Source organism: Pseudocitrobacter sp. 73 (assembly GCF_008369545.1).
GTDB lineage: Bacteria > Pseudomonadota > Gammaproteobacteria > Enterobacterales > Enterobacteriaceae > Pseudocitrobacter > Pseudocitrobacter vendiensis.
In genome coordinates, this window is the sequence record NZ_VTZO01000016.1 from 104331 (window position 1) to 127655 (window position 23325).

Genomic DNA, 23325 nt, shown 5'->3' on the forward strand with positions numbered 1-23325 from the left:
TTCTGTTAAGACGCCAGCGACAGTTCACGCTTTCCCGCGTTTTGCAGCAGCCATTGTGCTACGCGTGACTGCTGTTCCGCGTTCAGCCACATTCCCTGCTTAGTCCTGCGCCACAGCGCGTCATCGGCGCGGCGAACCCATTCATGTTCAACCAGATAACGCAGTTCGGCTTCATAAAACTCATGACCGAAATCTTCGCCTAAATCAGCCACGCTTTTCGCCTGGCCCAGTAACAACTCGCTGTTACTGCCGTAGGTGCGGGCGAAGTGGCGTGCCAGCGATTCACTGATAAACGGATAGCGGCGGCGCAGGGTAGCCGCGTAGTCGTCGCGGTCGCCGTTGATGTCGCCACCGGGCAGTGTCGCGCTTTTGGTCCATGCCGGGCCGATATTTTTGTAATACGGCGCCAGTTTCTCCAGCGCGTGCTCTGCCAGCTTGCGATAGGTGGTGAGCTTTCCGCCGAACACCGACAGAAGCGGGGCCTGGTTATCGACGTCGTGTACGTCCAGCGTGTAGTCGCGGGTAATGGCCTGCGGTGAATCTGATTCATCATCGCACAGCGGACGAACACCAGAGTAAGTCCAGACGATATCGTCGCGCCCCAGTTGTTTTTTAAAGTGCGCGTTATAGACCTTCAGCAAATAGCTGATTTCCCCTTCGTCGATTTCGACATTCTTCGGATCGCCGTGATACTCCTGGTCGGTGGTACCGATAATCGAAAACTCATCCATCCACGGGATAACGAACACAATACGCTTATCTTCGTTTTGCAGGATGTAGGCCTGTTTCTGCGTATGCACGCGCGGCACCACAATGTGGCTGCCTTTGATCAGGCGAATACCGTAAGGCGAGGGAAGGTGCATGCCGTCATCGAAGAACTGTTTCACCCACGGGCCGGTGGCGTTGACCAGGCCACGCGCCTGCCAGGTGTATTTTTTACCGGTATCGATGTCTTCCGCTTCCACAATCCACAGGCCATTTTCACGGCGAGCGGAGGTGGCGCGGGTGCGGGTCAGTACCTCGCCACCTTTACGCGCTACCATTTGCGCGTTGGCGAGTACCAGGCGCGCATCGTCGACCCAGCAGTCGGAATATTCGAATCCGCGCACGATTTCCGGCTTGAGGACCGATTCTGCGCCAAAACGCAAACCAGTCGAGCCCGGCAGACTGGTGCGTTTGCCCAGGTGATCGTACATAAACAAACCAATACGGATCATCCAGGCTGGACGCAGATGCGGGCGATGCGGCAGACGAAAACGCATCGGGAAAGCGATATGAGGTGCCATTTTTAACAGCACTTCCCGTTCGGCGAGCGCTTCGCTCACCAGGCGGAATTCATAGTGTTCAAGGTAGCGCAGGCCGCCGTGGATGAGCTTAGAACTGGCGCTGGAGGTGGCGCATGCCAGATCCTGCGCTTCCAGCATCAAAACGGATAATCCGCGCCCGGCGGCATCCGCTGCGATCCCTGCGCCGTTGATCCCGCCACCTATCACAATCAGATCTTTGGTTTCCATGCTCGCTACCTCGTTCACTTTCGTTATAGCTCAATAATGCTCGATAACGAAAATAATAGCAAACAAACGCGCGTTCGGTAACATCAAAAAAACAATTTACAGTGATGTGTGTAACATATTGGCGTTTCACTGCCGTCAGGACGTACACTTGGCGGTAAAATGGCGTGAGTTCGCCCACCTGCAATAAAGAGAAGAGAAACCATGGAACAGTTTGTGTGTATCAATGTAGAAGAAGCGCACCAGAAGTTACGCCAGCAGACGGCCGTGCTGGTCGATATTCGTGACCCGCAGAGCTATGCGCTGGGCCACACACCGGGTGCGTTTCATCTGACCAACGATACGCTGGGCGCGTTTATGCGCGACAATGATTTTGACACGCCGGTGATGGTGATGTGCTATCACGGCAACAGCAGCAAAGGCGCAGCGCAATATCTGCTACAGCAGGGCTACGATGAAGTCTACAGCGTGGACGGCGGCTTCGACGCCTGGCATCGCCACTTCCCGGCAGAGGTTGAACACATCGCGCTTTAGGCATTTGAATGCGATGTTATACTGTCCCCCTTTGTGTGGAATAAGCGACCCTCTGCATGTTGATGATTACCTCTTTTACGAATCCGCGCGTCGCCCAGGCCTTTGTGGACTACATGGCGACGCAGGGTGTTATCCTGACAATACAACAACATACTCAGAGTGATGTGTGGCTCGCCGATGAAAGCCAGGCCGAGCGCGTGCGCGCCGAGTTGAACCGTTTTCTGGAAAACCCGGCAGACCCGCGTTATCTGGCGGCGAGCTGGCAATCGGGCCACACCAACAGTGGGCTGCACTATCGTCGTTTTCCGTTCCTCGAAACGCTGAAGGCCAATGCCGGTCCGGTGACCATGACGGTGATGATCGCCTGTATTCTGGTTTTTGTCCTGATGAACGTGGTGGGCGATCAGGCCGTGATGATGTGGCTGGCCTGGCCCTATGACAGCTCGGTGCAGTTTGAAGCCTGGCGTTACTTCAGCCACGCGCTCATGCACTTCTCGGTGCTGCATATTCTGTTTAACCTGCTGTGGTGGTGGTATCTCGGCGGGGCGGTGGAGAAACGCATCGGCAGCGGTAAACTGGTGGTGATCACCGCGATCAGCGCGCTGTTGAGCGGTTTTATCCAGCACCAGTTTAGTGGCCCCTGGTTTGGTGGGCTGTCTGGCGTGGTGTATGCGCTGATGGGTTACGTCTGGCTGCGCGGTGAGCGCGACCCGGACAGCGGTATTTACCTGCAGCGCGGGTTGATTATCTTTTCGTTGGTCTGGCTGGTTGCCGGTTGGTTTGATCTTTTTGGCATGTCGATTGCCAATGGCGCACATGTTACCGGCCTGGTGGTCGGACTGGCGATGGCGTTTGTCGATACGCTAAATGCGCGAAAGCGCGCGTAATTTTTTCAGGGACTCACCATGAAACAAACACAACGTCATGACGCGATAATTGAGCTGGTCAAATTGCAGGGCTACGTCAGCACTGAAGAGCTGGTGGAGCACTTTTCCGTAAGCCCACAAACCATCCGCCGCGACCTGAACGACCTGGCGGAGCAGAAGATGATCCTGCGCCACCACGGCGGCGCGGCGCTACCTTCAAGTTCGGTAAACGCCTCGTGGCACGACCGAAAATCGACGCAGACGGCGGAGAAAGAGCGCATTGCCCGCAAGGTGGCCAGCGAAATCCCTAACGGCTCTACGCTGTTTATCGATATCGGTACCACGCCGGAAGCGGTCGCCCACGCTCTGCTCAATCATAGCGACCTGCGTATCGTCACCAATAACCTCAATGTGGCGAACACCCTGATGGTGAAAGAGGATTTCCGTATTATCCTCGCGGGCGGCGAATTGCGTAGCCGTGACGGTGGAATTATCGGTGAAGCCACACTCGATTTTATCTCCCAGTTCCGCCTTGATTTCGGCATCCTGGGGATCAGCGGTATCGACAGCGACGGTTCGCTGCTTGAGTTTGATTACCATGAAGTGCGCACCAAGCGTGCAATCATTGAGAACTCGCGTCATGTGATGCTGGTGGTTGACCATTCTAAGTTTGGCCGCAACGCGATGGTGAATATGGGCAGTATCAGCATGGTGGATGCAGTCTACACAGATGTGTTGCCGCCGGATGGGGTAATGAAGGTGATTGCCGAACATAACATCCAGCTGGAGTTGTGCCGGGCGTAACGGTGAGAAGTGCCGGATGGCGCTTCGCTTATCCGGCCTACAAACAATCGGTAGGCCGGATAAGGCGTAGCCGCCATTCGGCATCGGTTACATCTGGAACTGCCCTTTGCTCAGGTCAGTCACGATGGTCTTCATTTTGTCTTCCGTCAGTTGATAGTAGCGAATGGAAATCGCGGTAATCAGATAGAAGATAGCCGGTAACACGGTAAACAGAATCAGTACGCCGCGAATCGCTTCGGCGGATTGTTGCTCCACGCCTGCCTGGTAGCCGTAGAAAGCCAGGCCCCAGCCTGTTAACGCGCCACCAATTGCCACACCCAGTTTGATGATGAAAATATTCGCTGCGACGTTCATACCAGTAATACGACGCTGAGTTTTCCATTCGCCATAGTTGTTGGCATCGGTGATCATTGACCACTGCAGCGGGGCGTTAATACCCTGCAACACGTTCAGAATAATGTGCACGATAAATGCCGGCACCCAATATTCGCTCGGCAGCACGAGGAACAGCAAACCAATTAACGCACTCAGCATGTTTACCCACACGGAGGCGCGAATTTTGCACACCTTTGAACCCAATGGTTTTGCGGCCAGGCTTCCGACCACCGCAGCAACCGTCGTCGCCAGCATAAACAGGGAAATAACGCTGCTACCCTGATTCAGAATATATTGCACGAAATAGACCAGCAAACTGCCACGCACCACCACACCGCACAGCATCGCCAGGTTATAAACCGACAGTATCCACCACTGATCGTTTTTTACCAGGATTTTCACATCGCGCAGAATATTGAGGTTCTCTTCTTTTACCGGCTCGATACGCTCTTTCGTGGTCATGAAGCAGATCAAGAACATGATGCAACCAATTGCGCCGAATATCCCCATCGCCCATTGCATACCGCTTGCGCGATCGCCCGGTGCGAGGAAATCTGCCAGTGGCAGAATCAGCGCTGTCCCCATTGCACCACCGATTGGCGCAATAGCGAAACGCCAGGATTGCAGAGAGAGGTTTTCTGACGGGTCTGCGGTAATGGCCGCACCTAATGAGCAGTAAGGAATATTAATCGCGGTATACATCAGTGTCATAAATATATAGGCGATGACGGCGTAGATAATTTTTCCTGTCTGGTCAAAGTCTGGTGTGGAATAAACCAGAATACAGCTTACGGCAAACGGTACGCAGATAATTAATAACCAGGGGCGGAAGCGCCCCCAGCGACTTTTTGTCTGATCCGCAATTGCCCCCATAATGGGGTCGGTAATCGCATCCAGCACCCTCACGGCTAAAAATAGTGTCCCCATGACTGCCGGGGGTAAGCCATAAATATTTGTGTAGAAGTACGCCAGAATAGCAACAGAGGAATCGAAAACAATATGGCTTGCGGCATCGCCCAAACCAAATCCAAACTTCTCTTTAGCACTGACTTTTTCGGTTAATGCCGACATATAATCACCCTTTTATAACGTGCCAACTCGCAGCAGTAGTTATAAAAGGTGAGGCGGGGAAGAAATATTCTAATTTTTCACTTCTGATTTATGTTTCTTCTCTAATGTGACGTAGCTATCTCTTCTTAATTAGAAGTATCAATATACAATATATTTTGGTGATAATAATTTACCACCAAAATATATATTAAACGCCATATCCCATCATTTTCAGCAGTTGTTGCGCGTGCTGTACCGCATCCTGACGATGTGCCACGCCCAGTTTCTGGTATAGATTACGGATATGCGTCTTGATGGTCGTGGCGGCGACGTCCAGTTCACCGGCAATCTGCTCATTGCTGTAACCCGAGTAGATAAGCCCCAGCACCTGCCATTCACGCTGAGTGAGCGGGCTGGTGCGGATAAGCTCCGGCACTTCCGGGTGATTTAGCAGACGTTCGACGAAGTTTTCATCAAAATGCGCAAACTTATGTCGATGGTGCTGATTGATTTCGCGCAGAATGCGCTGAGCGCGATGCTGATCGAGTTCCGGCAGCGTATTGAGCTGAATAAGCTGACGCAACTGCTGCGCCATCGCCTCGCCCTCAATCACAAAGTGGCTGATAAATCCGGTGCGGTTGGCCAGCGTCAGCGCTTCCAGCAGGACGCGCTGGGCTTCATTTTTACGCCCGGCCTGCCAGAAAAGTTGATTCAATAACAGCAGGTTACGGTTGAGATCGCTCATCAGACGCAGTGAACGTGCATTTTCGTTCAGCTCTTCCAGCACCATTTCAGCGGCATCAAATTCGCCGAGCAGGATCTGCACGCGGGCGATGTTGCGCCACTGGCTTTGCAGGAAGTGGTTATTGGCGAATGCCGGTTTTGGTGTATGGCGCAGCCAGTTGGCAGCAGATTTTTTGTCGCCGACCATTTGCCAGTAAATCACCCGCACTTTATCGGCGTTAGAGACCCAGTCGCTGTGATAGGGGCCATTTCCGAGTAAATTTTCCAGACGATTCAGGTGGCTGCGGGCATTATCGAGATCGCCACGCGCCAGAGAGCATTGTACCAGCAGCGCCAGGCACTGAAGCTGCTGCTGTGGCTGATAGTTCACCAGCACGTCCATGCCGGTACGCGCAGTGGCTTCGGCTTCATCCAGACGCGCCCACGCCCACAGTAATTGCGCGCGAATACGCAACAGGAACTCGTGCATGGGCAGTTGTTCGAGGTGTTGATCGCGAATCAGCTGGAACGCTTTTTCCTGGCACTCCCAGGCGGCCTGTAAAAAGCCCTGGGCAAACAGAATTTCACTTTGCTGGATCAGGCTCCACAGCGCGTAATGCCAGACGTCATGACGGCGCGCCATCTGCTCCGTTTGCTGCATTACAGACAGCGACTGACCCAGTTGCCCTTTGCAGTGCAGCACTTCGCCGTGCACCGAGGTGGCGACGATGCGGCTGTAGAAACTAGCCAGCGGCAGCTCATCAAGGGCCACCATCGCCAGACGTTCGGCTTCTTCCGGGTCGCCATCGTTTATTGCTACCTGCGCGCGCAAAGCGTTGAAATCACCATGCAGGGCTTTGTCCATTTCGAAGTCCATCTCCTGCTCGGCTCGTGCGAGTAGAGTGTTAACTTCGCTATAGCGATGCTGACTCTGCATCAGCCATGCCTGTAACAGCACCAGGCGCGGGTTTTCCAGCAGGCTTTCCCACGGCAGGGCGGAGAGCGACTCTTCCAGCAGTGCGAGTTCGCTGTGATGGAACAGACCCCAGGCGTGATTCAGCAGAATATCGCGCAGCATTTTGGGGTCGCCCGCCGCAAGGGCGTGATGAATCGCCTCGCTTGGGAAGCCTTGCGCCATCCAACTTTCGGCGGCGGCGCGATGAATATCGGGTAATTCTGTCGCCAGCTCCCACTGACAGCGCTGGCGCAGGAAGCTACAGAACAGCGGGTGATAGTTAAACCATTCACCCGAGTCATCCATGCGTTGCAGGAACAGCCCCTGACGCTCAATCTCTTCCAGCCGCATCTGGCCGTTTTCTTCGCCGGTGACACGCACAATGAGCGCGTCGTTCATCGAGCGCAGCAGCGAGCTTTTTAGCAGGAAATTACGCGTCGCAGGCTCCACGTTATCCAGCACTTCATCGACCAGATAATCGGACAGATGGCTGACATTAATGCCGGAGAGGCGGCGGGCGGAGTGCTGGGTGGCATTATTACGCTGACGCGCCGACAGGGCGATCAGCTGTAACGCCGTCGCCCAACCGGCAACGTCGTCACACAGACGGCTGCTCTCAGCAAGCTCGATAGGCGAGGTGAGGCGGCAGTCGAAGAATTGTTTAGTTTCACAGTGGTTAAAGGCCAGCTGTTGGCTACCGATTTCCAGCAGTTGGTCGCGCACGCGAAGGTTGGCGATACCCAACTGCGGTAAATTACGCGACAGAACAACTAACGTCAGGTTTTCCGGCTGATGGCGCAGGAAAAAACGCATGGCGTCATGGATCACCGGATTGGTGATCAGATGGTAATCGTCAATCACCAGATACAACGGTTTCTGCCATTCGCTCAGCTCAACAAAAAGCTGAGAAAACAGTGAGGACAGGCTCGCATACTGGCGTTTTTGCACCATGTTTTCACTGGCGCTGCAATGGCCGCCCGTCGCCTGCTGAATCGCGGCGATAAGGTAGCTGGCGAACCGTTCCTGCTGGTTATCCCCTTCATCAAGGGAGTACCAGCCCAGTTCGTTTTTTCCCGCCGCCCACTGTGAAATGAGCGTCGTCTTGCCATAACCTGCAGGGCTGGTGATCAGCGCCAGACGATAATTGTTCGCGCCTGAAAGCTTCGCCAGCAGCCGTTCCCGAATCACTGTGTGTTCAAGACGGACGGGTCGACTTAATTTTGACGGAATCAACATAGCAATCACTTCACTGTGAGGAGAGAAAAATATTTTTTTTAGGGCTCGTAATTAATCAATACAAAGGTCGGCCAAATGACAATTTATTGCAAGTTATGTCCGTTATTGATGTTTGCGAATTTGCACTCTGTCACAATTCTACTTAATGCCCATTTAAAAGACAGAGACCGGTTGCAGGGCGCGTGGTGTCTGGGTTTGTCAAAAAGGGTAAAACTCTGAAAAAGCGACAAAGTGCATGGGGTTAATTAAACATCTATTAAATTTATAGTCAGCTGCGCTATTTGCCTTATGGATCATCTTATTTTCATTTCAGGTTATTTCATCACCGAAACTATTTCCTTGCGGCCATAAATTAGGAAAAACACCATTTCATTTTTATGACACACCGCGCGGATATCTTCGTTCTGATAACTGAAACTGCCGCCTGGCAGAATGGATGGCCGCCTGATGCTGGGTGAAATTTGCGCAATGTCGGGGTTAGTCACTAACGTAATAGTGTCTGCGATCACACTTTTCGCTCATCCCTGCGACTCCTCCCCGCCTAATCCGGGACGGGATGAGGAAGACACACAGTCAGCCAGGCAAACTATCACTAACGTTTATGTAAAAAGGACTCGAATTCCCTATGTCACAGCCCACCTTCAATAAAGAACTGTTTCAGGCTGCCCTGACGCGTCAGTGGCAACGATTTGGTTTACAGGCTGCTTCTGAGATGACCTCTCACCAGTGGTGGCAGGCTGTGAGCGGCGCGCTGGCAGAAATGCTCTCCGCTCAACCCGTGGCGAAACCGGCGAAGGATCAACGCCATGTGAACTACATTTCGATGGAGTTCCTGATTGGTCGTCTGACCGGCAACAACCTGCTTAACCTCGGCTGGTATGAAGGCGTAAGCGAAGCCCTGAACGCCTTTGATATCAACCTGACCGACCTGCTGGAAGAAGAAACCGATCCTGCACTGGGGAATGGTGGTCTGGGGCGTCTGGCGGCCTGCTTCCTCGACTCCATGGCGACCGTGGGTCAGTCGGCGACGGGCTATGGCCTGAACTATCAATATGGCCTGTTCCGTCAGTCCTTCGAAGGCGGTCAGCAGATGGAAGCGCCGGATGACTGGCAGCGCGGTAGCTACCCGTGGTTCCGCCATAACGCGGCGCTGGATGTGCTGGTCGGTATCGGCGGGAAAGTCAGCAAAGAGGGCCACTGGACCCCGGCATTCGAAATCACGGGTGAAGCCTGGGACCTGCCGGTACTCGGCTACCGTAATGGCGTCGCACAGCCGCTGCGCCTGTGGCAGGCGAAGCACGCGCATCCGTTTAACCTGACCAAATTCAACGACGGCGACTTCCTGCGTGCAGAACAGCAGGGCATTGATGCCGAAAAACTGACGAAAGTACTCTACCCGAACGACAACCATACGGCGGGTAAAAAACTGCGCCTGATGCAGCAATACTTCCAGTGCGCCTGTTCAGTCGCGGATATTCTGCGTCGTCATCATCTGGCGGGCCGCAAACTGCATGAACTGGCGAATTTCGAAGTCATTCAGCTTAACGATACACACCCGACTATCGCCATTCCGGAACTGTTGCGCGTGCTGATTGATGAGCACCAGTTGAGCTGGGACGATGCCTGGGCTATCACCAGCAAAACCTTTGCCTACACCAACCACACCCTGATGCCAGAAGCACTTGAGTGCTGGGATGAAAAACTGATTAAAGCGCTGCTGCCGCGCCATATGCAGATCATCAACGAAATCAACGCGCGTTTTAAAAAGCTGGTTGATAACACCTGGCCGGGCGACAAAGCGGTTTGGGCTAAACTGGCGGTGGTACATGATAAACAGGTGCGCATGGCGAACATGTGCGTGGTCAGCGGCTTTGCGGTGAACGGTGTGGCCGCGCTGCACTCCGACCTGGTGGTGAAAGATCTGTTCCCGGAATATCACCAGCTGTGGCCGAACAAATTCCATAACGTCACCAACGGCATTACGCCGCGTCGCTGGATCAAACAGTGCAACCCGGCACTGGCTGCATTGCTCGATAAGTCGCTGAAGAAAGAGTGGGCGAACGATCTCGATCAGTTGAGCAATCTGGAGAAATTCGCCGATGACGCGAACTTCCGCCAGACCTATCGTGAAATCAAACAGGCCAACAAAGAGCGTCTGGCGGAGTTCGTGAAAGCGCGTACTGGCATTGAAATCAATACTCAGGCGATTTTTGATATCCAGATCAAGCGTCTGCATGAGTACAAACGCCAGCACCTGAACCTGCTGCACATTCTGGCGTTGTATAAAGAGATCCGCGAGAACCCGCAGGCAGACCGCGTACCGCGCGTATTCCTGTTCGGCGCGAAAGCAGCACCGGGCTACTATCTGGCGAAGAACATCATCTTCGCGATTAACAAGGTGGCAGAAGCGGTCAATAACGATCCGAAAGTGGGCGACAAGCTGAAAGTGGTCTTCCTGCCGGATTACTGTGTGTCGGCGGCGGAAAAACTGATCCCGGCGGCGGATGTTTCCGAGCAGATCTCTACCGCAGGTAAAGAGGCATCCGGTACCGGCAACATGAAGCTGGCGCTGAACGGTGCGTTAACCGTCGGTACGCTGGATGGCGCGAACGTGGAAATCGCGGAAGTGGTTGGCGATGAAAACATCTTCATTTTCGGTAACACCGTAGAACAGGTGAAGGCGCTGAAAGCCAAAGGCTACGATCCGCTGAAATGGCGTAAGAAAGATAAACTGCTGGACGCGGTGCTCAAAGAGCTGGAGAGCGGCAAATACAGCGACGGCGACAAACACGCGTTCGACCAGATGTTGCACAGCCTGCTGAAAGGCGGCGACCCGTACCTGGTGCTGGCTGATTTCGAAGCCTACGTGGCAGCGCAGAAACAGGTCGATGTGCTGTATCGCGATCAGGAAGCGTGGACTCGCGCTACTATCCTGAACACCGCGCGCTGCGGCATGTTTAGCTCCGATCGCTCCATTCGCGATTATCAGAAACGTATCTGGCAGGCAAAACGCTAAGGACAGGCCTATGGAAAGCAAACGCCTCGACAATGCCGCGCTGGCGGCGGGGATCAGCCCCAACTATATCAATGCGCACGGTAAACCGCAGTCTATCGGTGCTGACACCAAACGGCGTTTGCTGGACGCAATGCATGCTACCGCCACGAAAGTGGCGGTGACGCCCGTCCCGAACGTCATGGTCTGGACGCATGGCAAAAAAATGGCGCTTACGGTTGAAGGCAGCGGTGAGTTTCATTGGCTGCTGACCACCGAAGAGGGCAAGCAGTATCAGGGCGAAGCGACAGGAGGCAAAAACCTGGCGCTGCCCGCGCGTCTGCCTGAGGGTTATCACTCCCTCACGCTGACCCAGTCTGATGAACGCTGGCACTGCCGGGTGATTGTCGCCCCGGAACGTTGCTATGAACCGCTGGCGTTGAAAGAGAAAGAAAAACTGTGGGGGGCGTGCGTACAGCTCTACACACTGCGTTCTGAAAAGAACTGGGGGATTGGCGACTTTGGCGATCTGAAAGCGATGCTGCCGGAAATCGCCAAACGTGGCGGGGCGTTTATCGGCCTCAACCCGATTCACGCGCTCTACCCGGCGAACCCGGAAAGTGCCAGCCCGTATAGCCCGTCTTCACGCCGCTGGCTGAACGTGATTTATATCGACGTCAATGCGGTGGAGGATTTCCAGCACAGCGAAGAAGCGCAGGCCTGGTGGAAAAAACCGGCCACGCAGAAGGCGCTGAAAGCCGCCTGTGATGCGGTGTGGGTTGACTACACGGCGGTTACAGAACTGAAAATGACCGCCCTGCGTATGGCGTGGACGCGTTTTGCCAAACGTGACGACGCGCAGATGACCCAGTTCCGCAACTTTGTGGAACGTGAAGGTGACAGCCTTTACTGGCAGGCGGCGTATGACGCGCTGCATGCCAACCAGGTGAAAATCGACAAACTGCGCTGGGGCTGGCCGGCCTGGCCGGAAGCGTATCAGGATGTCGACAGCCCTGAAGTGCGTGCGTTCTGCGCGCAGCATGCCGATGAAGTCGATTTCTACCTTTGGCTGCAATGGCTGGCGTACACCCAGTTCGCGGCCTGCTGGCAGGAAAGCCAGCAATATGACATGCCGATTGGCCTTTATCGCGACCTCGCCGTGGGCGTGGCGGAAGGTGGCGCGGAAACCTGGTGTGACCGCGAGCTTTACTGCCTGAAAGCGTCAGTGGGCGCACCACCAGATATCCTTGGGCCGCTGGGGCAAAACTGGGGCTTGCCGCCGATGGATCCGCATATCATTACTGCGCGTGCTTATGAGCCGTTTATCGACCTGCTGCGCGCAAACATGAAAAACTGCGGCGCGCTGCGTATCGACCATGTGATGTCCGTGCTGCGTCTGTGGTGGATCCCTTACGGTGAGACGGCGGACCACGGTGCGTACGTGCATTATCCGGTAGACGATCTGCTGTCGATTCTGGCGCTGGAGAGTAAACGTCATCGCTGCATGGTGATTGGCGAAGATCTCGGTACCGTACCGGTGGAGATTGTCGGCAAACTGCGCAAGAGCGGAGTTTACTCATACAAAGTGCTCTACTTCGAAAATGACAGCGACAAAACCTTCCGCGCGCCAAAAGCGTACCCGGAGCAATCCATGGCGGTCGCCACCACCCATGACCTGCCGACGCTGCGCGGTTACTGGGAAAGCGGTGACCTGACGCTGGGTCGGGCGCTGGGGCTCTATCCGGACGAAGTGGTGCTGCGTGGTTTGTACCAGGATCGTGAACTGGCGAAGCAGGGCCTGCTTGATGCGCTGCACAAATATGGTGTGCTGCCAAAACGTGCCGGGCATAAAGCCAGCCTGATGAGCATGACCGATACGCTTAATCGCGCTATGCAGCGTTATATCGCCGACAGCAATAGCGCACTGCTGGGGCTGCAACCGGAAGACTGGCTGAGTATGGAAGAGCCGGTCAATATCCCCGGTACCAGCGATCAGTACAAAAACTGGCGTCGTAAGCTGACTACCAGTCTTGAGCAGATGTTTGCCGATGAACGGGTAAATAAGCTGATTAAGGACCTGGATAAGCGGCGTAAAGCGGCAGGTAAGAAGAAGTAAAAGCGAATCAAAATATTTCCCTCACCCCGGCCCTCTCCCTAAGGGAGAGGGTGAAAACCGTATATACCCGACCACTGGCACAATCGGTTCCCTCTCCCTAAGGGAGAGGGTTAGGGTGAGGGTGAAAATCTCACATCAAACAACCATTCCCAGCAGCAGACAACCTACCAGACCACACACGGAGATGATGGTTTCCAGCATCGACCAGGACTTGATGGTCTCGCCGATAGTCAGGTTGAAGTACTCTTTGAACAGCCAGAAGCCCGGATCGTTCACGTGAGAGAAGATAACGCTACCGGAACCGACCGCGATAACCATCAGCTCCGGGCTCACGCCAGTAGTGGCAATCAGCGGCGCTGCGATACCACCGGCAGTGATGGCTGCAACGGTTGCAGAACCCAGTGCGATACGCAGCACGGCGGCGATAGACCAGGCCATCAGCAGCGGAGAAACGTTGGAACCATGCATCATTGAAGCGATGTATTTGTCCACGCCGCTATCAACCAGAACCTGTTTAAACGCACCGCCACCGCCGATGATCAACAGCATCATGGCAATGATTTTGATGGAAGAGGTCAGCGTATCGTTCACCTGGTCCATGTTACGACCACGGTTCAGACCGAACGTGAACACGGCAATCAGGACGGCAATCAGCGTAGCCATTACCGGGTCGCCGAAGAATTCAGCGTACGGCAGCACCGCGTGGCCTTTCGGCAGCACCATTTCTGCAATGGCGCGCAGGGCCATCAGGATGACTGGAACCAGGGCTGTCCAAACGCTCACGCCGAAAGAAGGCATTTCTTCTTCGGTGAAGGTTTTCGGGTTGTGCAGACCTTCCGGAATGGGTTTGTCGATGCTTTTCAGGCAGCGTGCATATACCGGACCCGCCAGAATTACGGTCGGGATTGCCAGCAGCGTACCGTACAGCAGGGTTTTACCCATGTCTGCGTGGAAGATGGTTGCAATCGCGGTCGGGCCCGGGTGCGGCGGCAGGAAGCCGTGCGTAACGGACAGCGCGGCAGCCATCGGTACACCGATATACAGCAGCGGAATACGTGCGGAAGCGGCAATGGTGAACACCAGCGGCAGCAGCAGAACGAAGCCTACTTCATAGAACAGGGCAAAACCGACGGTGAAACCGGTCAGAACCACAGCCCACTGAATGTTTTTGCGGCCGAACTTTTCGATAAGCGTGGTGGCGATACGCTGAGCACCGCCGCAGTCTGCCAGCAGTTTCCCGAGCATTGCGCCGAAGCCCATAATCAGCGCAAGGCTGCCCAGGGTTCCACCCACACCGTTTTTGATGGAGACGATGACTTTGTCGAGCGGCATACCCTGCATCAACCCGACGGCGAGCGCCACCAGGATAAGGGCAATAAAGCCGTTCATTTTAAAGCGGATCATCAGCAGTAATAACAGGATAACCCCGATAGCTACTATGACTAATGGCATGATGCACCTGGCCTTTAATTTATATGGGTAACGTCATTGTTTCAGTGACAACGTCCAATTGTCCCCTGGAGAGGGTGGACACACTTCATTGCGTCGGAATCTCACTTTTGCCAGCTAAAGGATAGCTGGCTATTGATTTACGTGACGACGCTATGGGGCGGATGATACGGGTAACATGCGGGGGTGAGAATTACCTGTGCAGCATAAATGTAAAAATTGCGACAGATGTCATACTATTTGCCGGGGTTTTGCAAAGATGTGTATAGGGAATTGCGAGCCATGTTGCGCGGTAACATTACGAGGATGGATTTGTGTGGAGTGAAGCATTTGCCGGATGCGGCTTCGCCTTATCCGGCCTACAAAATCTGCACAACACGTAGGCCCGATAAGCAAAGCGCATCGGGCAACAGCGAGCACAAACCGTAGGCCCGGTAAGCGCAGCGCCACCGGGCAATCAGGGAAGGGGGAAAACTTAGTAGTAAGAGTGTTCGCCGCGCTGGTGTTCAGTCAGGTCGCGCACGCCTTTCAGTTCCGGGAATTCAGCCAGCAGCTGCTTTTCAATCCCTTCTTTCAGCGTCACGTCTACCATCGAGCAACCGTTACAGCCACCGCCGAATTGCAGAATCGCGTAACCTTCGTCGGTGATTTCCATCAGCGTCACGCGGCCGCCGTGGCCTGCCAGCTGCGGGTTAACCTGCGCCTGAATCATGTACTCAACGCGTTCCATCAGCGGCGCATCGTCAGACACTTTACGCATTTTGGCATTTGGCGCTTTCAGGGTTAGCTGAGAACCCAGCTGATCGGTAACAAAATCAATTTCCGCATCTTCGAGATACGGTGCGCTCAGCTCATCGACATAGGCGGTGAGTTGTTCAAATTTCAGGGCAGTATCACTTGCTTCCACCGCATCCGGCGGGCAATAAGAAACGCCACATTCTGCGTTTGGCGTGCCAGGATTGATAACAAATACGCGGATTTGTGTACCTTCTTCCTGATTTACCAGCAGTTTGGCAAAGTGCGCTTGTGCAGCATCGGAAATACGGATCATAGCTTTGGCCTAATAGTTGACTACTTTAGTTGGTTATAATACGCCCATCAGAGGGGGTCTACAAGGTGCGACACAGGCACCATACCTGAACGCTCGCCGCGCCGTTTCGCAAAAGCAGGCGGGAAATTTCGGCGACAGTGCTGCCCGTGGTGACGACATCATCCACAATCACCATATGGAGCCCCTTCACCGGTAATTCAAGCCGGAAGGCATTTTTCAGGTTACGGGCGCGTAACCGCGCGCTGAGCTGGTGCTGGGTGGCGGTTTTTCGCACCCGTTTAAGAGCAAAAGGATGCCAGGCGCAGCCAAGCCATTTTGCCAGCGCCTGACACAACAGGTCGCTCTGATTAAATCCCCGTCGCCAGTGGCGTCGCTGCCAGAGCGGCACGCTGATGAGCCGGTCGGGCCGGGGTAATCCCGACCTTTGCCGAACGTTCAAGAGCATGAGCCGTGCCAGAATTGGGGCGAGCTCCGGCTTATCGCAGAATTTAAATTCATGAATCAAATGACTGAGCGGCGGAACATAATCATTCACCGCTATTAACCGGCTCCAGGGCGGCGCCTTGCGCAGGCAGCGCCCACATACGACGTGCCCGACCGCCGCCGGAAGGCCGCATTGTGGGCAACGCGTTTGTGTGTTGAATAAGGTTCGCGCGCAGCGGGAACAGACGCCCCAGCGTGAAATCGCCAGCGGCATTTGGCATAGCCAGCACAAGCTGTGGACTGTTAGCATATTGCACCTCGAAATCTGGATGTGGGAACAATAACTGATGAACAACGTTTGGTGGCAAACCAAAGGTGAAGGAGATTGTCATCTTGTGCTGCTGCACGGATGGGGGCTGAACGCGCAGGTGTGGGATTGCATAACGCCGGAACTGAGCGCGCATTTCACGCTGCATCTTGTCGACCTGCCAGGTTTTGGCCGCAGCCGTGATTTCGGTGCAATGTCGCTGGATGCGATGGTGGAGCATGTTCTTGCTCAGGCGCCTGAGCAGGCAGTTTGGTTGGGCTGGAGCCTCGGCGGGCTGGTGGCGAGCCAGATAGCCCTGACGCATCCACAACGCGTCCAGGCGCTGGTTACTGTCGCGTCCTCACCTTGTTTCTGTGCGCAGGACGACTGGGCCGGCATCAAGCCCGAGATTCTGGCGGGCTTCCAGCAGCAACTGAGTGAAGATTTTCAGCGTACCGTTGAGCGCTTCCTCGCACTGCAAACGCTGGGCACGGAAAGCGCCAGGCAGGATGCGCGTGCGCTGAAAAGCACGGTACTGTCACTGCCGATGCCGACCGTCGATGCGCTTAATGGCGGTCTGGAGATCCTGAAAACCGCTGATTTGCGTCAGGCGCTGACCTCGCTGGATAAACCTTTCCTGCGTCTTTATGGCCGACTGGATGGTCTGGTGCCGCGCAAGGTTGTGCCTGTGCTTGATGCCCTGTGGCCGCAGAGTGAATCGTACCTTTTTGCCAAAGCCGCCCATGCGCCGTTTATCTCGCATCCGGATGAATTTTGTCAGGTTATTCGCGAGTTTGCCGACGCTAAAATTTAATTTTTGCGTCCACATGGAAAAAGTTTCAAAGCGGAATAATACTTATCCTGCCGGTACGCTTAATGCGTTGATAGCCGTTGCGTACCGCATATAAAACAAAAACTTATATAGGGATAACGTTATGAAACTTGTTACAGGTATTGTCGCGACTCTGGTTATGGGCTCGCTCTCTTTTGGTGCGCTGGCGGCACAAGAGATTCAGAAAGAAGATGTCGCGAAGATGAATCTCACCAAAATTGGTGAAATTACAACTTCGCGTACCACCTCTCCGATGGACGCGAAGCGCGATTTGTCGAAAAAAGCGGACGAGCTGGGCGGGAAGTACTATGTGATTATCGCCGGTTCAAAGAATGAGAAAACCGTGCACGGTAACGCAGACGTTTATAAGTAATTAAAAAAGCGGGTCTTCGGACCCGCTTTTGCCATGAGTGCCTGCATTTTTGCCGGATGGTGCTGCGCTTATCAGGCCTACGGGTAAGCGGATGTTGGCCCATTTTGTAGGCCCGGTAAGCAACGCGCCACCGGGCAGATCAGCACAGCACCCACCACTCGCTCAGGCAGGCGCGCCCTTCCGGGCACTGCTTACAGCTTCCCGACAGACAGCCATCCGCGTCTTCCTGCACGCGACGCGCTTTACCCATCGCTTCCAGGCGTTCGAGCATGGCATCGATCATCGGCTGCGGCGTGTGTAACTGCGCGCTGAGTTGTGATGCCCCCATGCGTCCTTGCAGTGCCAGCATATCGCGAACCTCAATTAACGATGCCATCGCCTCTCCTTAGTGGCAGCTGCCAGAGGTTTCATGAGCGTGAACGGTTTTGCGCGTCGCCAGCAGATTCACATCCACGCGGCTGCGTGCCCGGCGCAGCGCGCCAATCACTATCACGTTAAACAGAATCACCGCCAGAATGCACACCAGGCTGTACTGCGGGTGTTGTTTGAAGCTGGTGACCTGATAAAACAGCGTCGACAGTGAGTAAGCGATGTTCAGCCCCCACAACACCGAGAAGCCCATCCAGCCGCGGCTGGATTCACGGGCAATTGCGCCCATCACCGAAATGCACGGAATGTAGAGCAGAACGAAAATCAGGTAGCTGTAGGCCGCCGCTGCACTGCCGAATTTGCTGCTCATCACGCCCATTGCGCCGGTGGCCATTTCGCCGTCGCCCTTGCTGGCTTCGATTGGGTTCGCCAGCACGCTCAGGCTGAAGGTGTCTTTCAGGCTCTGCCAGGTTTCATCGGCTGCGCCCAGCAGCTCGTCGGTCAAGCTAAAGGTGGCAGGATCGAAATCTTCTTCCTGAATATTTTCAGCGGTGTAGAGCGTGTTCAGCGTACCGACCACCACTTCTTTCGCCATCGCCCCGGTAAACAGGCCGACCGCAGCCTGCCAGTTGTCTTCGTGAACGCCAATCGGTTTCAATAGCGGCGTTAACTGACGGCTGACAGAGGCAAGGGCAGAGTCGTTGATATTATCGACCGCCTGGCCGCTCAGCGAGAAGCTGTTCAGGGCACTCAGGAAAATACTGACGATGACAATCACTTTACCCGCGCGAACGACAAAGCCTTTCAGGCGCTGCCAGGTCTGGATAAACAAACTCTTCAGATGCGGAATGTGATAAACCGGCAGCTCCATCACGAACGGTGACGCTTCACCACGCATGATGGTGTATTTGAGCATCAGGCCGGTGAGGATCGCCATCACGATGCCCAGTACATAAAGCGAGAAGACCGCCAGCGCGCCCTGTTGACCAAAGAAGGCCGCCGCGAAGACGGCGAAAATAGCCAGACGTGCGCCGCAGGACATAAACGGCGCCATCATGATCGTCATCAGACGTTCACGCGGGGCGTCCAGCGTACGTGCGCCCATTACCGACGGCACGTTACAGCCGAAACCCACAATCAGCGGCACGAAGGATTTGCCCGGCAGACCAAGCGACTGCATCAGGCGGTCCATAACAAATGCCGCACGCGCCATGTAACCGGAATCCTCAAGGAAGGAGAGGAACAGGTACATCATGCCGATTTGCGGTACCAGCGGCAGCACGGTGTTGATGCCGCCGCCAATCCCCTGGGCGAGGAAAATCGTCAGCCATTCCGGGAAGTGCAGCGTTGCACCCACCCATTGAATGCCGTGAATAAAGATAGCGACCGAGCCGCCGTCGAAAATAGGCTGCAATGCGCCGCCGATGTTAATCGCCAGCAGGAACATCAGGTACATCACGAACAGGAAAATCGGCAGCCCCAGCACGCGGTTGAGTACGATTTTATCCACGGCAGCGGTGAAACGGCTTGGCTCGGCGGTCAGCGTGTTACTGACGCTGTCGCAAATGGCAGAGATGCTCTGGTAACGCGCATCGGCGATATGTAGCGCCGGGTCATCCAGTTCGTCGCTCAGGTTAGCCAGCGCGATATTGAGTTTATCCGCCGCATCGCCCGCATAGGCGCGGCTATAGATATCGCCTTCCAGCATCTGCATACCGAGCCAGCGGCGCTGTTTTGCCGGAATAGACTCCGGCATCGCGCGCGCCAGATTCTCTGCTTCACGCAGTAGCGGTGCGGCGTAGTGCACCAGCTCAATCTCATCGTTGCTTTGGTAGCGGTCAACCGCCAGCTTCAGGGCGTCTATCCCGCGGCCACGCGTGGAAACCAGCGGAACAACCGGGCAACCCAGACGAGCGGAGAGGGCGTCGATATCAATGCGGATTTGCTGTTTCTCCGCGATATCCAGCATGTTGAGCGCCACGATGCAGGGAATACCCAGCTCAAGCAGTTGCAGTGTCAGATAGAGGTTGCGCTCCAGGTTAGAGGCATCGACGACGTTAATCAGAAGGTCGGCGTCGCCGCTCAAAATATAGTGGCAGGCGATTTGCTCATCGAGTGAGGTTTGCGAGGAGATGGTGGTCAGGGAGTAGGTCCCTGGCAGGTCGACCAGCGTGACACTGTGATCGGTCGTAGAAAACGTCCCTTCTTTACGCTCGACCGTTACACCGGACCAGTTCCCCACGCGCTGACGCGCGCCGGTTAATTGATTGAATAATGTTGTCTTGCCGGAATTAGGATTACCAATTAAGCCAATGGTTAGTTTTTTCATTTTTTGTGAACTCTATAACAGCTAAATCGGATTAACGAGAAATGGATTCAAGATCCAGAAATTCCAAATCTTTTTTGCGTAGGACTAAACTGACTCGACGCGTTTCAATATGAATGGGGTCGCCTAATGGCGCGACACGCACAACCTGGAAAGAGGAACCGGGCAGCATACCGAGCGACAGCAGTTTCTGACGCCAGGCCGGGCTGATGTCACGGGAGAAGCCAGTAATTTTCCACGCACTATCAGGAGTAAATTGCATAGGGCCTACTTATTTCATCGCGAGTCACTGTCGCGCGGGTTCAACAGAAACGAACGGAAAGGCGCGCGGACATGAGAGAGGTTAATTAATCTACAATACGATGATAATGAGAATGGTTTGTATCTTCAATAGATAAAATGTGACCGGATGTTCTTTCTGAGAATAAAGTGGGGCAAAGTTGATTTGGCGCAAAACAATTAGGGTAAACCGTATGTTTGTTTATTTCATCGAATGTTAATGCAGTGATAATAATGCTAAATATAAAAACAATTAATATATTTCCGAAATAAAAAGCCCGATAACGTTTATCGGGCCCACAGACGTTTCTGGTTTGTAGGCCGGGTAAGCGCAGCGCCACCCGGCAAACCAACCGCACGATTTAGCGTTTTTTGCCCATCGCCGCCGCCAGCGCATCCATCATCGCGCTGTTACCCGCAGGCTGTGCATCGCGACCGCGTGGTTTTGCAGCTTTGGCCGCAGGGCGATTACCCGGGTTGCGCTCATTGCTGCTACCGCCGCGACGGGCGTTGGTTTCACCTGGCTGCTCGTCCAGACGCATGGTCAACGCAATACGTTTACGCGGCAGGTCCACTTCCAGCACTTTCACTTTCACGATATCGCCAGCTTTCACCACCGTGTGCGGATCTTCCACAAACTTATCCGCCAGCGATGAGATGTGAACCAGACCATCCTGATGCACGCCGATATCGACAAAAGCGCCGAAGTTGGTGACGTTAGTGACCGCGCCTTCCAGAATCATCCCCGGCAGCAGGTCGTTCATGGTCTCAACACCATCGGCGAACTTCGCCGTTTTAAACTCAGGGCGCGGGTCACGGCCTGGTTTTTCCAGCTCTTTGATGATATCGGTGACGGTTGGCACGCCGAAACGCTCGTCGGTGAATTCAGAGGCTTTCAGGTTACGCAACTCGCTGCTATTACCCATCAGATCTTTCAGCGCCTGTTGCGTCCGCGCCAGAATACGCTCGACCACCGGATACGCTTCCGGGTGCACCGTTGAGGCATCCAGCGGGTTGTCACCGTGGTTGATACGCAGGAAGCCCGCGCACTGCTCAAAGGCTTTCGGCCCCAGACGGCTGACTTTCAGCAGTTGCTGGCGGTTCTGGAACTGACCGTTCTCATCGCGCCAGCTCACAATATTCTGCGCCATCATGCGCGTCAGGCCCGCTACGCGAGTTAATAGCGGAACGGAAGCGGTATTCAGGTCTACGCCGACGGCGTTTACGCAGTCTTCCACCACCGCATCCAGCTTACGCGCCAGCGAGGTCTGGCTGACGTCGTGTTGATACTGGCCGACGCCGATGGATTTCGGGTCGATTTTTACCAACTCGGCGAGCGGGTCCTGCAAACGACGGGCGATAGAGACCGCGCCACGCAGAGAAACGTCGAGGTCCGGGAATTCCAGCGCCGCCAGTTCAGACGCGGAGTAAACCGATGCCCCTGCTTCGCTGACGATCACTTTCTGCGCCGTCACTTTCGGGAACTGTTTCTGCACGTCGAGGAAGAAACGCTCCGTTTCGCGTGAAGCCGTACCGTTACCGATAGCGACCAGCTCAACGTTATGCTTCTCGCACAGCGCTGCCACCGCGACAGCCGCTTTCGCCGCCTGCCCGGTGTGCGGGTAGATAGTGTCGGTAGCAACCAGTTTGCCGGTGCCATCCACAACGGCCACTTTCACGCCGGTACGCAGGCCCGGATCGAGGCCCATCGTCGCGCGCAGGCCCGCAGGTGCGGCCATCAGCAGGTCGTGCAGGTTACGGGCGAAGACGTTAATCGCTTCGTCTTCCGCACGTTCACGCACGGTACCCATCAGTTCGGTTTCCAGGTGCATCAGCACCTTGATGCGCCACGTCCAGCTCACCACGCCTTTGCGCCAGCTATCCGCTGGGGCGTTGTTCAGGCGCAGGCCAAGGTGGTCGATAATAATCTGTTCGCCGTGGCTCTCTTTCGGCGGCTCGTCGAACTGCGGGTCGGCATTCAGCGAGAGTTGCAGGATGCCTTCGTTGCGGCCTCGGAACATCGCCAGCGCGCGGTGAGACGGTACGGTAGAAATCGGTTCGTGATGGTCGAAGTAGTCGCGGAATTTCGCGCCTTCTTCCTCTTTACCTGCCACCACGGTCGCCACGATATGGGCGTTTTTCCACAGATAATCACGCACTTTCGCCAACAGGCCCGCGTCTTCAGCAAAACGCTCCATCAGGATATAGCGCGCGCCATCCAGCGCGGCTTTGGTGTCCGCTACGCCTTTGTCGGCATCGATAAATTTGGCGGCTTCCGTCTCCGGGTCATGGGACGGTTCGTTCCACAGCAGCTCAGCCAGCGGCTCCAGCCCGGCTTCAATGGCGATTTGCCCGCGCGTGCGACGTTTTTGTTTATACGGAAGGTAAAGGTCTTCAAGCTCGGTTTTGCTGAGGGTGCCGTTAATGGCTTTTTCCAGCGACTCGGTCAGTTTACCTTGCTCGCTGATGGACTTAAGAATGGTCTGGCGACGATCTTCCAGTTCACGCAAATAGCCCAGTCGGGATTCCAGATTACGCAACTGCGTGTCATCCAGACCGCCGGTGACTTCCTTACGATAACGTGCAATAAACGGCACGGTATTCCCATCATCAAGCAGGCGAACGGCGGCTTCCACCTGTTCTGCGCGTGCCTGAAGTTCACCCGCAATAATGCGGCAGAGCGAATCATTCATCATGGTGTTGTCATCTGTTGGGTCGAAAAAATCAGGGGATAGTTATACGGATTGACCGGCA

Annotated in this window: 17 protein-coding genes; 7 read left to right on the forward strand and 10 right to left on the reverse strand. The window is 54.9% G+C overall.

All coding sequences use genetic code 11. The features are described 5' to 3' along the window. Positions 1-5 precede the first annotated feature (5 nt). On the reverse strand, positions 6-1514 hold the full coding sequence (glpD, locus tag F0Q32_RS17800) for a glycerol-3-phosphate dehydrogenase (protein ID WP_149464130.1): 1509 nt from the start codon (positions 1512-1514) through the stop codon (positions 6-8). Positions 1515-1715: 201 nt separating this feature from the next. On the opposite strand from glpD, the gene glpE reads away from it, so the two are divergent. The 3 genes from glpE to F0Q32_RS17815 are packed head-to-tail and all read left to right on the forward strand — an operon-like array spanning position 1716 to position 3715. Continuing rightward, entirely contained in the window at positions 1716-2045 is a 330-nt protein-coding gene (gene glpE / locus F0Q32_RS17805; RefSeq protein ID WP_015962658.1) for a thiosulfate sulfurtransferase GlpE, read from the forward strand. 56 nt (positions 2046-2101) lie between these two features. After that, positions 2102-2932, forward strand: a complete 831-nt coding sequence (gene glpG / locus F0Q32_RS17810; RefSeq protein ID WP_149464131.1) for a rhomboid family intramembrane serine protease GlpG — start codon at positions 2102-2104, stop codon at positions 2930-2932. An 18-nt stretch (positions 2933-2950) separates the two neighbouring features. Then, the gene (locus tag F0Q32_RS17815; protein ID WP_149464132.1) at positions 2951-3715 is read left to right on the forward strand and encodes a DeoR/GlpR family transcriptional regulator; all 765 of its coding nucleotides are present in this window, start codon (positions 2951-2953) and stop codon (positions 3713-3715) included. An 87-nt stretch (positions 3716-3802) separates the two neighbouring features. On the opposite strand, the gene F0Q32_RS17820 is transcribed toward F0Q32_RS17815, so the two are convergent. Then, a complete protein-coding gene (locus F0Q32_RS17820) occupies positions 3803-5161 on the reverse strand; it encodes a glycoside-pentoside-hexuronide (GPH):cation symporter (RefSeq protein ID WP_149464133.1) in 1359 nt (452 codons plus the stop codon). Positions 5162-5348: 187 nt separating this feature from the next. Then, a complete protein-coding gene (malT, locus tag F0Q32_RS17825) occupies positions 5349-8054 on the reverse strand; it encodes an HTH-type transcriptional regulator MalT (RefSeq protein ID WP_149464134.1) in 2706 nt (901 codons plus the stop codon). 625 nt (positions 8055-8679) lie between these two features. Here malT and malP point away from each other — a divergent pair. Both malP and malQ read left to right on the forward strand, forming a co-directional pair. Then, entirely contained in the window at positions 8680-11070 is a 2391-nt protein-coding gene (gene malP / locus F0Q32_RS17830) for a maltodextrin phosphorylase (protein ID WP_149464135.1), read from the forward strand. A gap of 10 nt (positions 11071-11080) precedes the next feature. Next, a complete protein-coding gene (malQ, locus tag F0Q32_RS17835; RefSeq protein WP_149464136.1) occupies positions 11081-13162 on the forward strand; it encodes a 4-alpha-glucanotransferase in 2082 nt (693 codons plus the stop codon). Positions 13163-13297: 135 nt separating this feature from the next. On the opposite strand, the gene gntT is transcribed toward malQ, so the two are convergent. The 3 genes from gntT to gntX all read right to left on the reverse strand — a co-directional run bounded on the left by gntT (position 13298) and on the right by gntX (position 16395). Then, positions 13298-14614, reverse strand: coding sequence for a gluconate transporter (gene gntT / locus F0Q32_RS17840; RefSeq protein ID WP_149464137.1), 1317 nt, complete (start codon positions 14612-14614; stop codon positions 13298-13300). Between the two features lie 472 nt (positions 14615-15086). Beyond that, on the reverse strand, positions 15087-15662 hold the full coding sequence (nfuA, locus tag F0Q32_RS17845) for a Fe-S biogenesis protein NfuA (RefSeq protein ID WP_015962666.1): 576 nt from the start codon (positions 15660-15662) through the stop codon (positions 15087-15089). Positions 15663-15720: 58 nt separating this feature from the next. After that, on the reverse strand, positions 15721-16395 hold the full coding sequence (gntX, locus tag F0Q32_RS17850) for a DNA utilization protein GntX (protein ID WP_149464138.1): 675 nt from the start codon (positions 16393-16395) through the stop codon (positions 15721-15723). A gap of 37 nt (positions 16396-16432) precedes the next feature. On the opposite strand from gntX, the gene bioH reads away from it, so the two are divergent. Further along, positions 16433-17206: a pimeloyl-ACP methyl ester esterase BioH gene (bioH, locus tag F0Q32_RS17855; RefSeq protein WP_149464139.1), complete on the forward strand. Its 774-nt coding sequence runs from the start codon at positions 16433-16435 to the stop codon at positions 17204-17206. 121 nt (positions 17207-17327) lie between these two features. Continuing rightward, positions 17328-17597, forward strand: a complete 270-nt coding sequence (locus tag F0Q32_RS17860) for a YdgH/BhsA/McbA-like domain containing protein (protein WP_149464140.1) — start codon at positions 17328-17330, stop codon at positions 17595-17597. A 139-nt stretch (positions 17598-17736) separates the two neighbouring features. Here F0Q32_RS17860 and feoC read toward each other — a convergent pair whose 3' ends face one another. From feoC to F0Q32_RS17880, 4 genes are all read right to left on the reverse strand, one after another. Continuing rightward, entirely contained in the window at positions 17737-17973 is a 237-nt protein-coding gene (gene feoC, locus F0Q32_RS17865; RefSeq protein WP_015962670.1) for a [Fe-S]-dependent transcriptional repressor FeoC, read from the reverse strand. 9 nt (positions 17974-17982) lie between these two features. Beyond that, complete coding sequence (gene feoB / locus F0Q32_RS17870; RefSeq protein WP_149464141.1) at positions 17983-20295, reverse strand: Fe(2+) transporter permease subunit FeoB; 2313 nt, start codon at positions 20293-20295, stop codon at positions 17983-17985. Between the two features lie 31 nt (positions 20296-20326). Next, positions 20327-20554 (reverse strand): ferrous iron transporter A, encoded by a 228-nt coding sequence (feoA, locus tag F0Q32_RS17875; RefSeq protein WP_149464142.1) that lies wholly within the window; start codon positions 20552-20554, stop codon positions 20327-20329. A gap of 379 nt (positions 20555-20933) precedes the next feature. Then, positions 20934-23267 (reverse strand): Tex family protein, encoded by a 2334-nt coding sequence (locus F0Q32_RS17880; protein WP_149464143.1) that lies wholly within the window; start codon positions 23265-23267, stop codon positions 20934-20936. Positions 23268-23325: the final 58 nt, after the last annotated feature.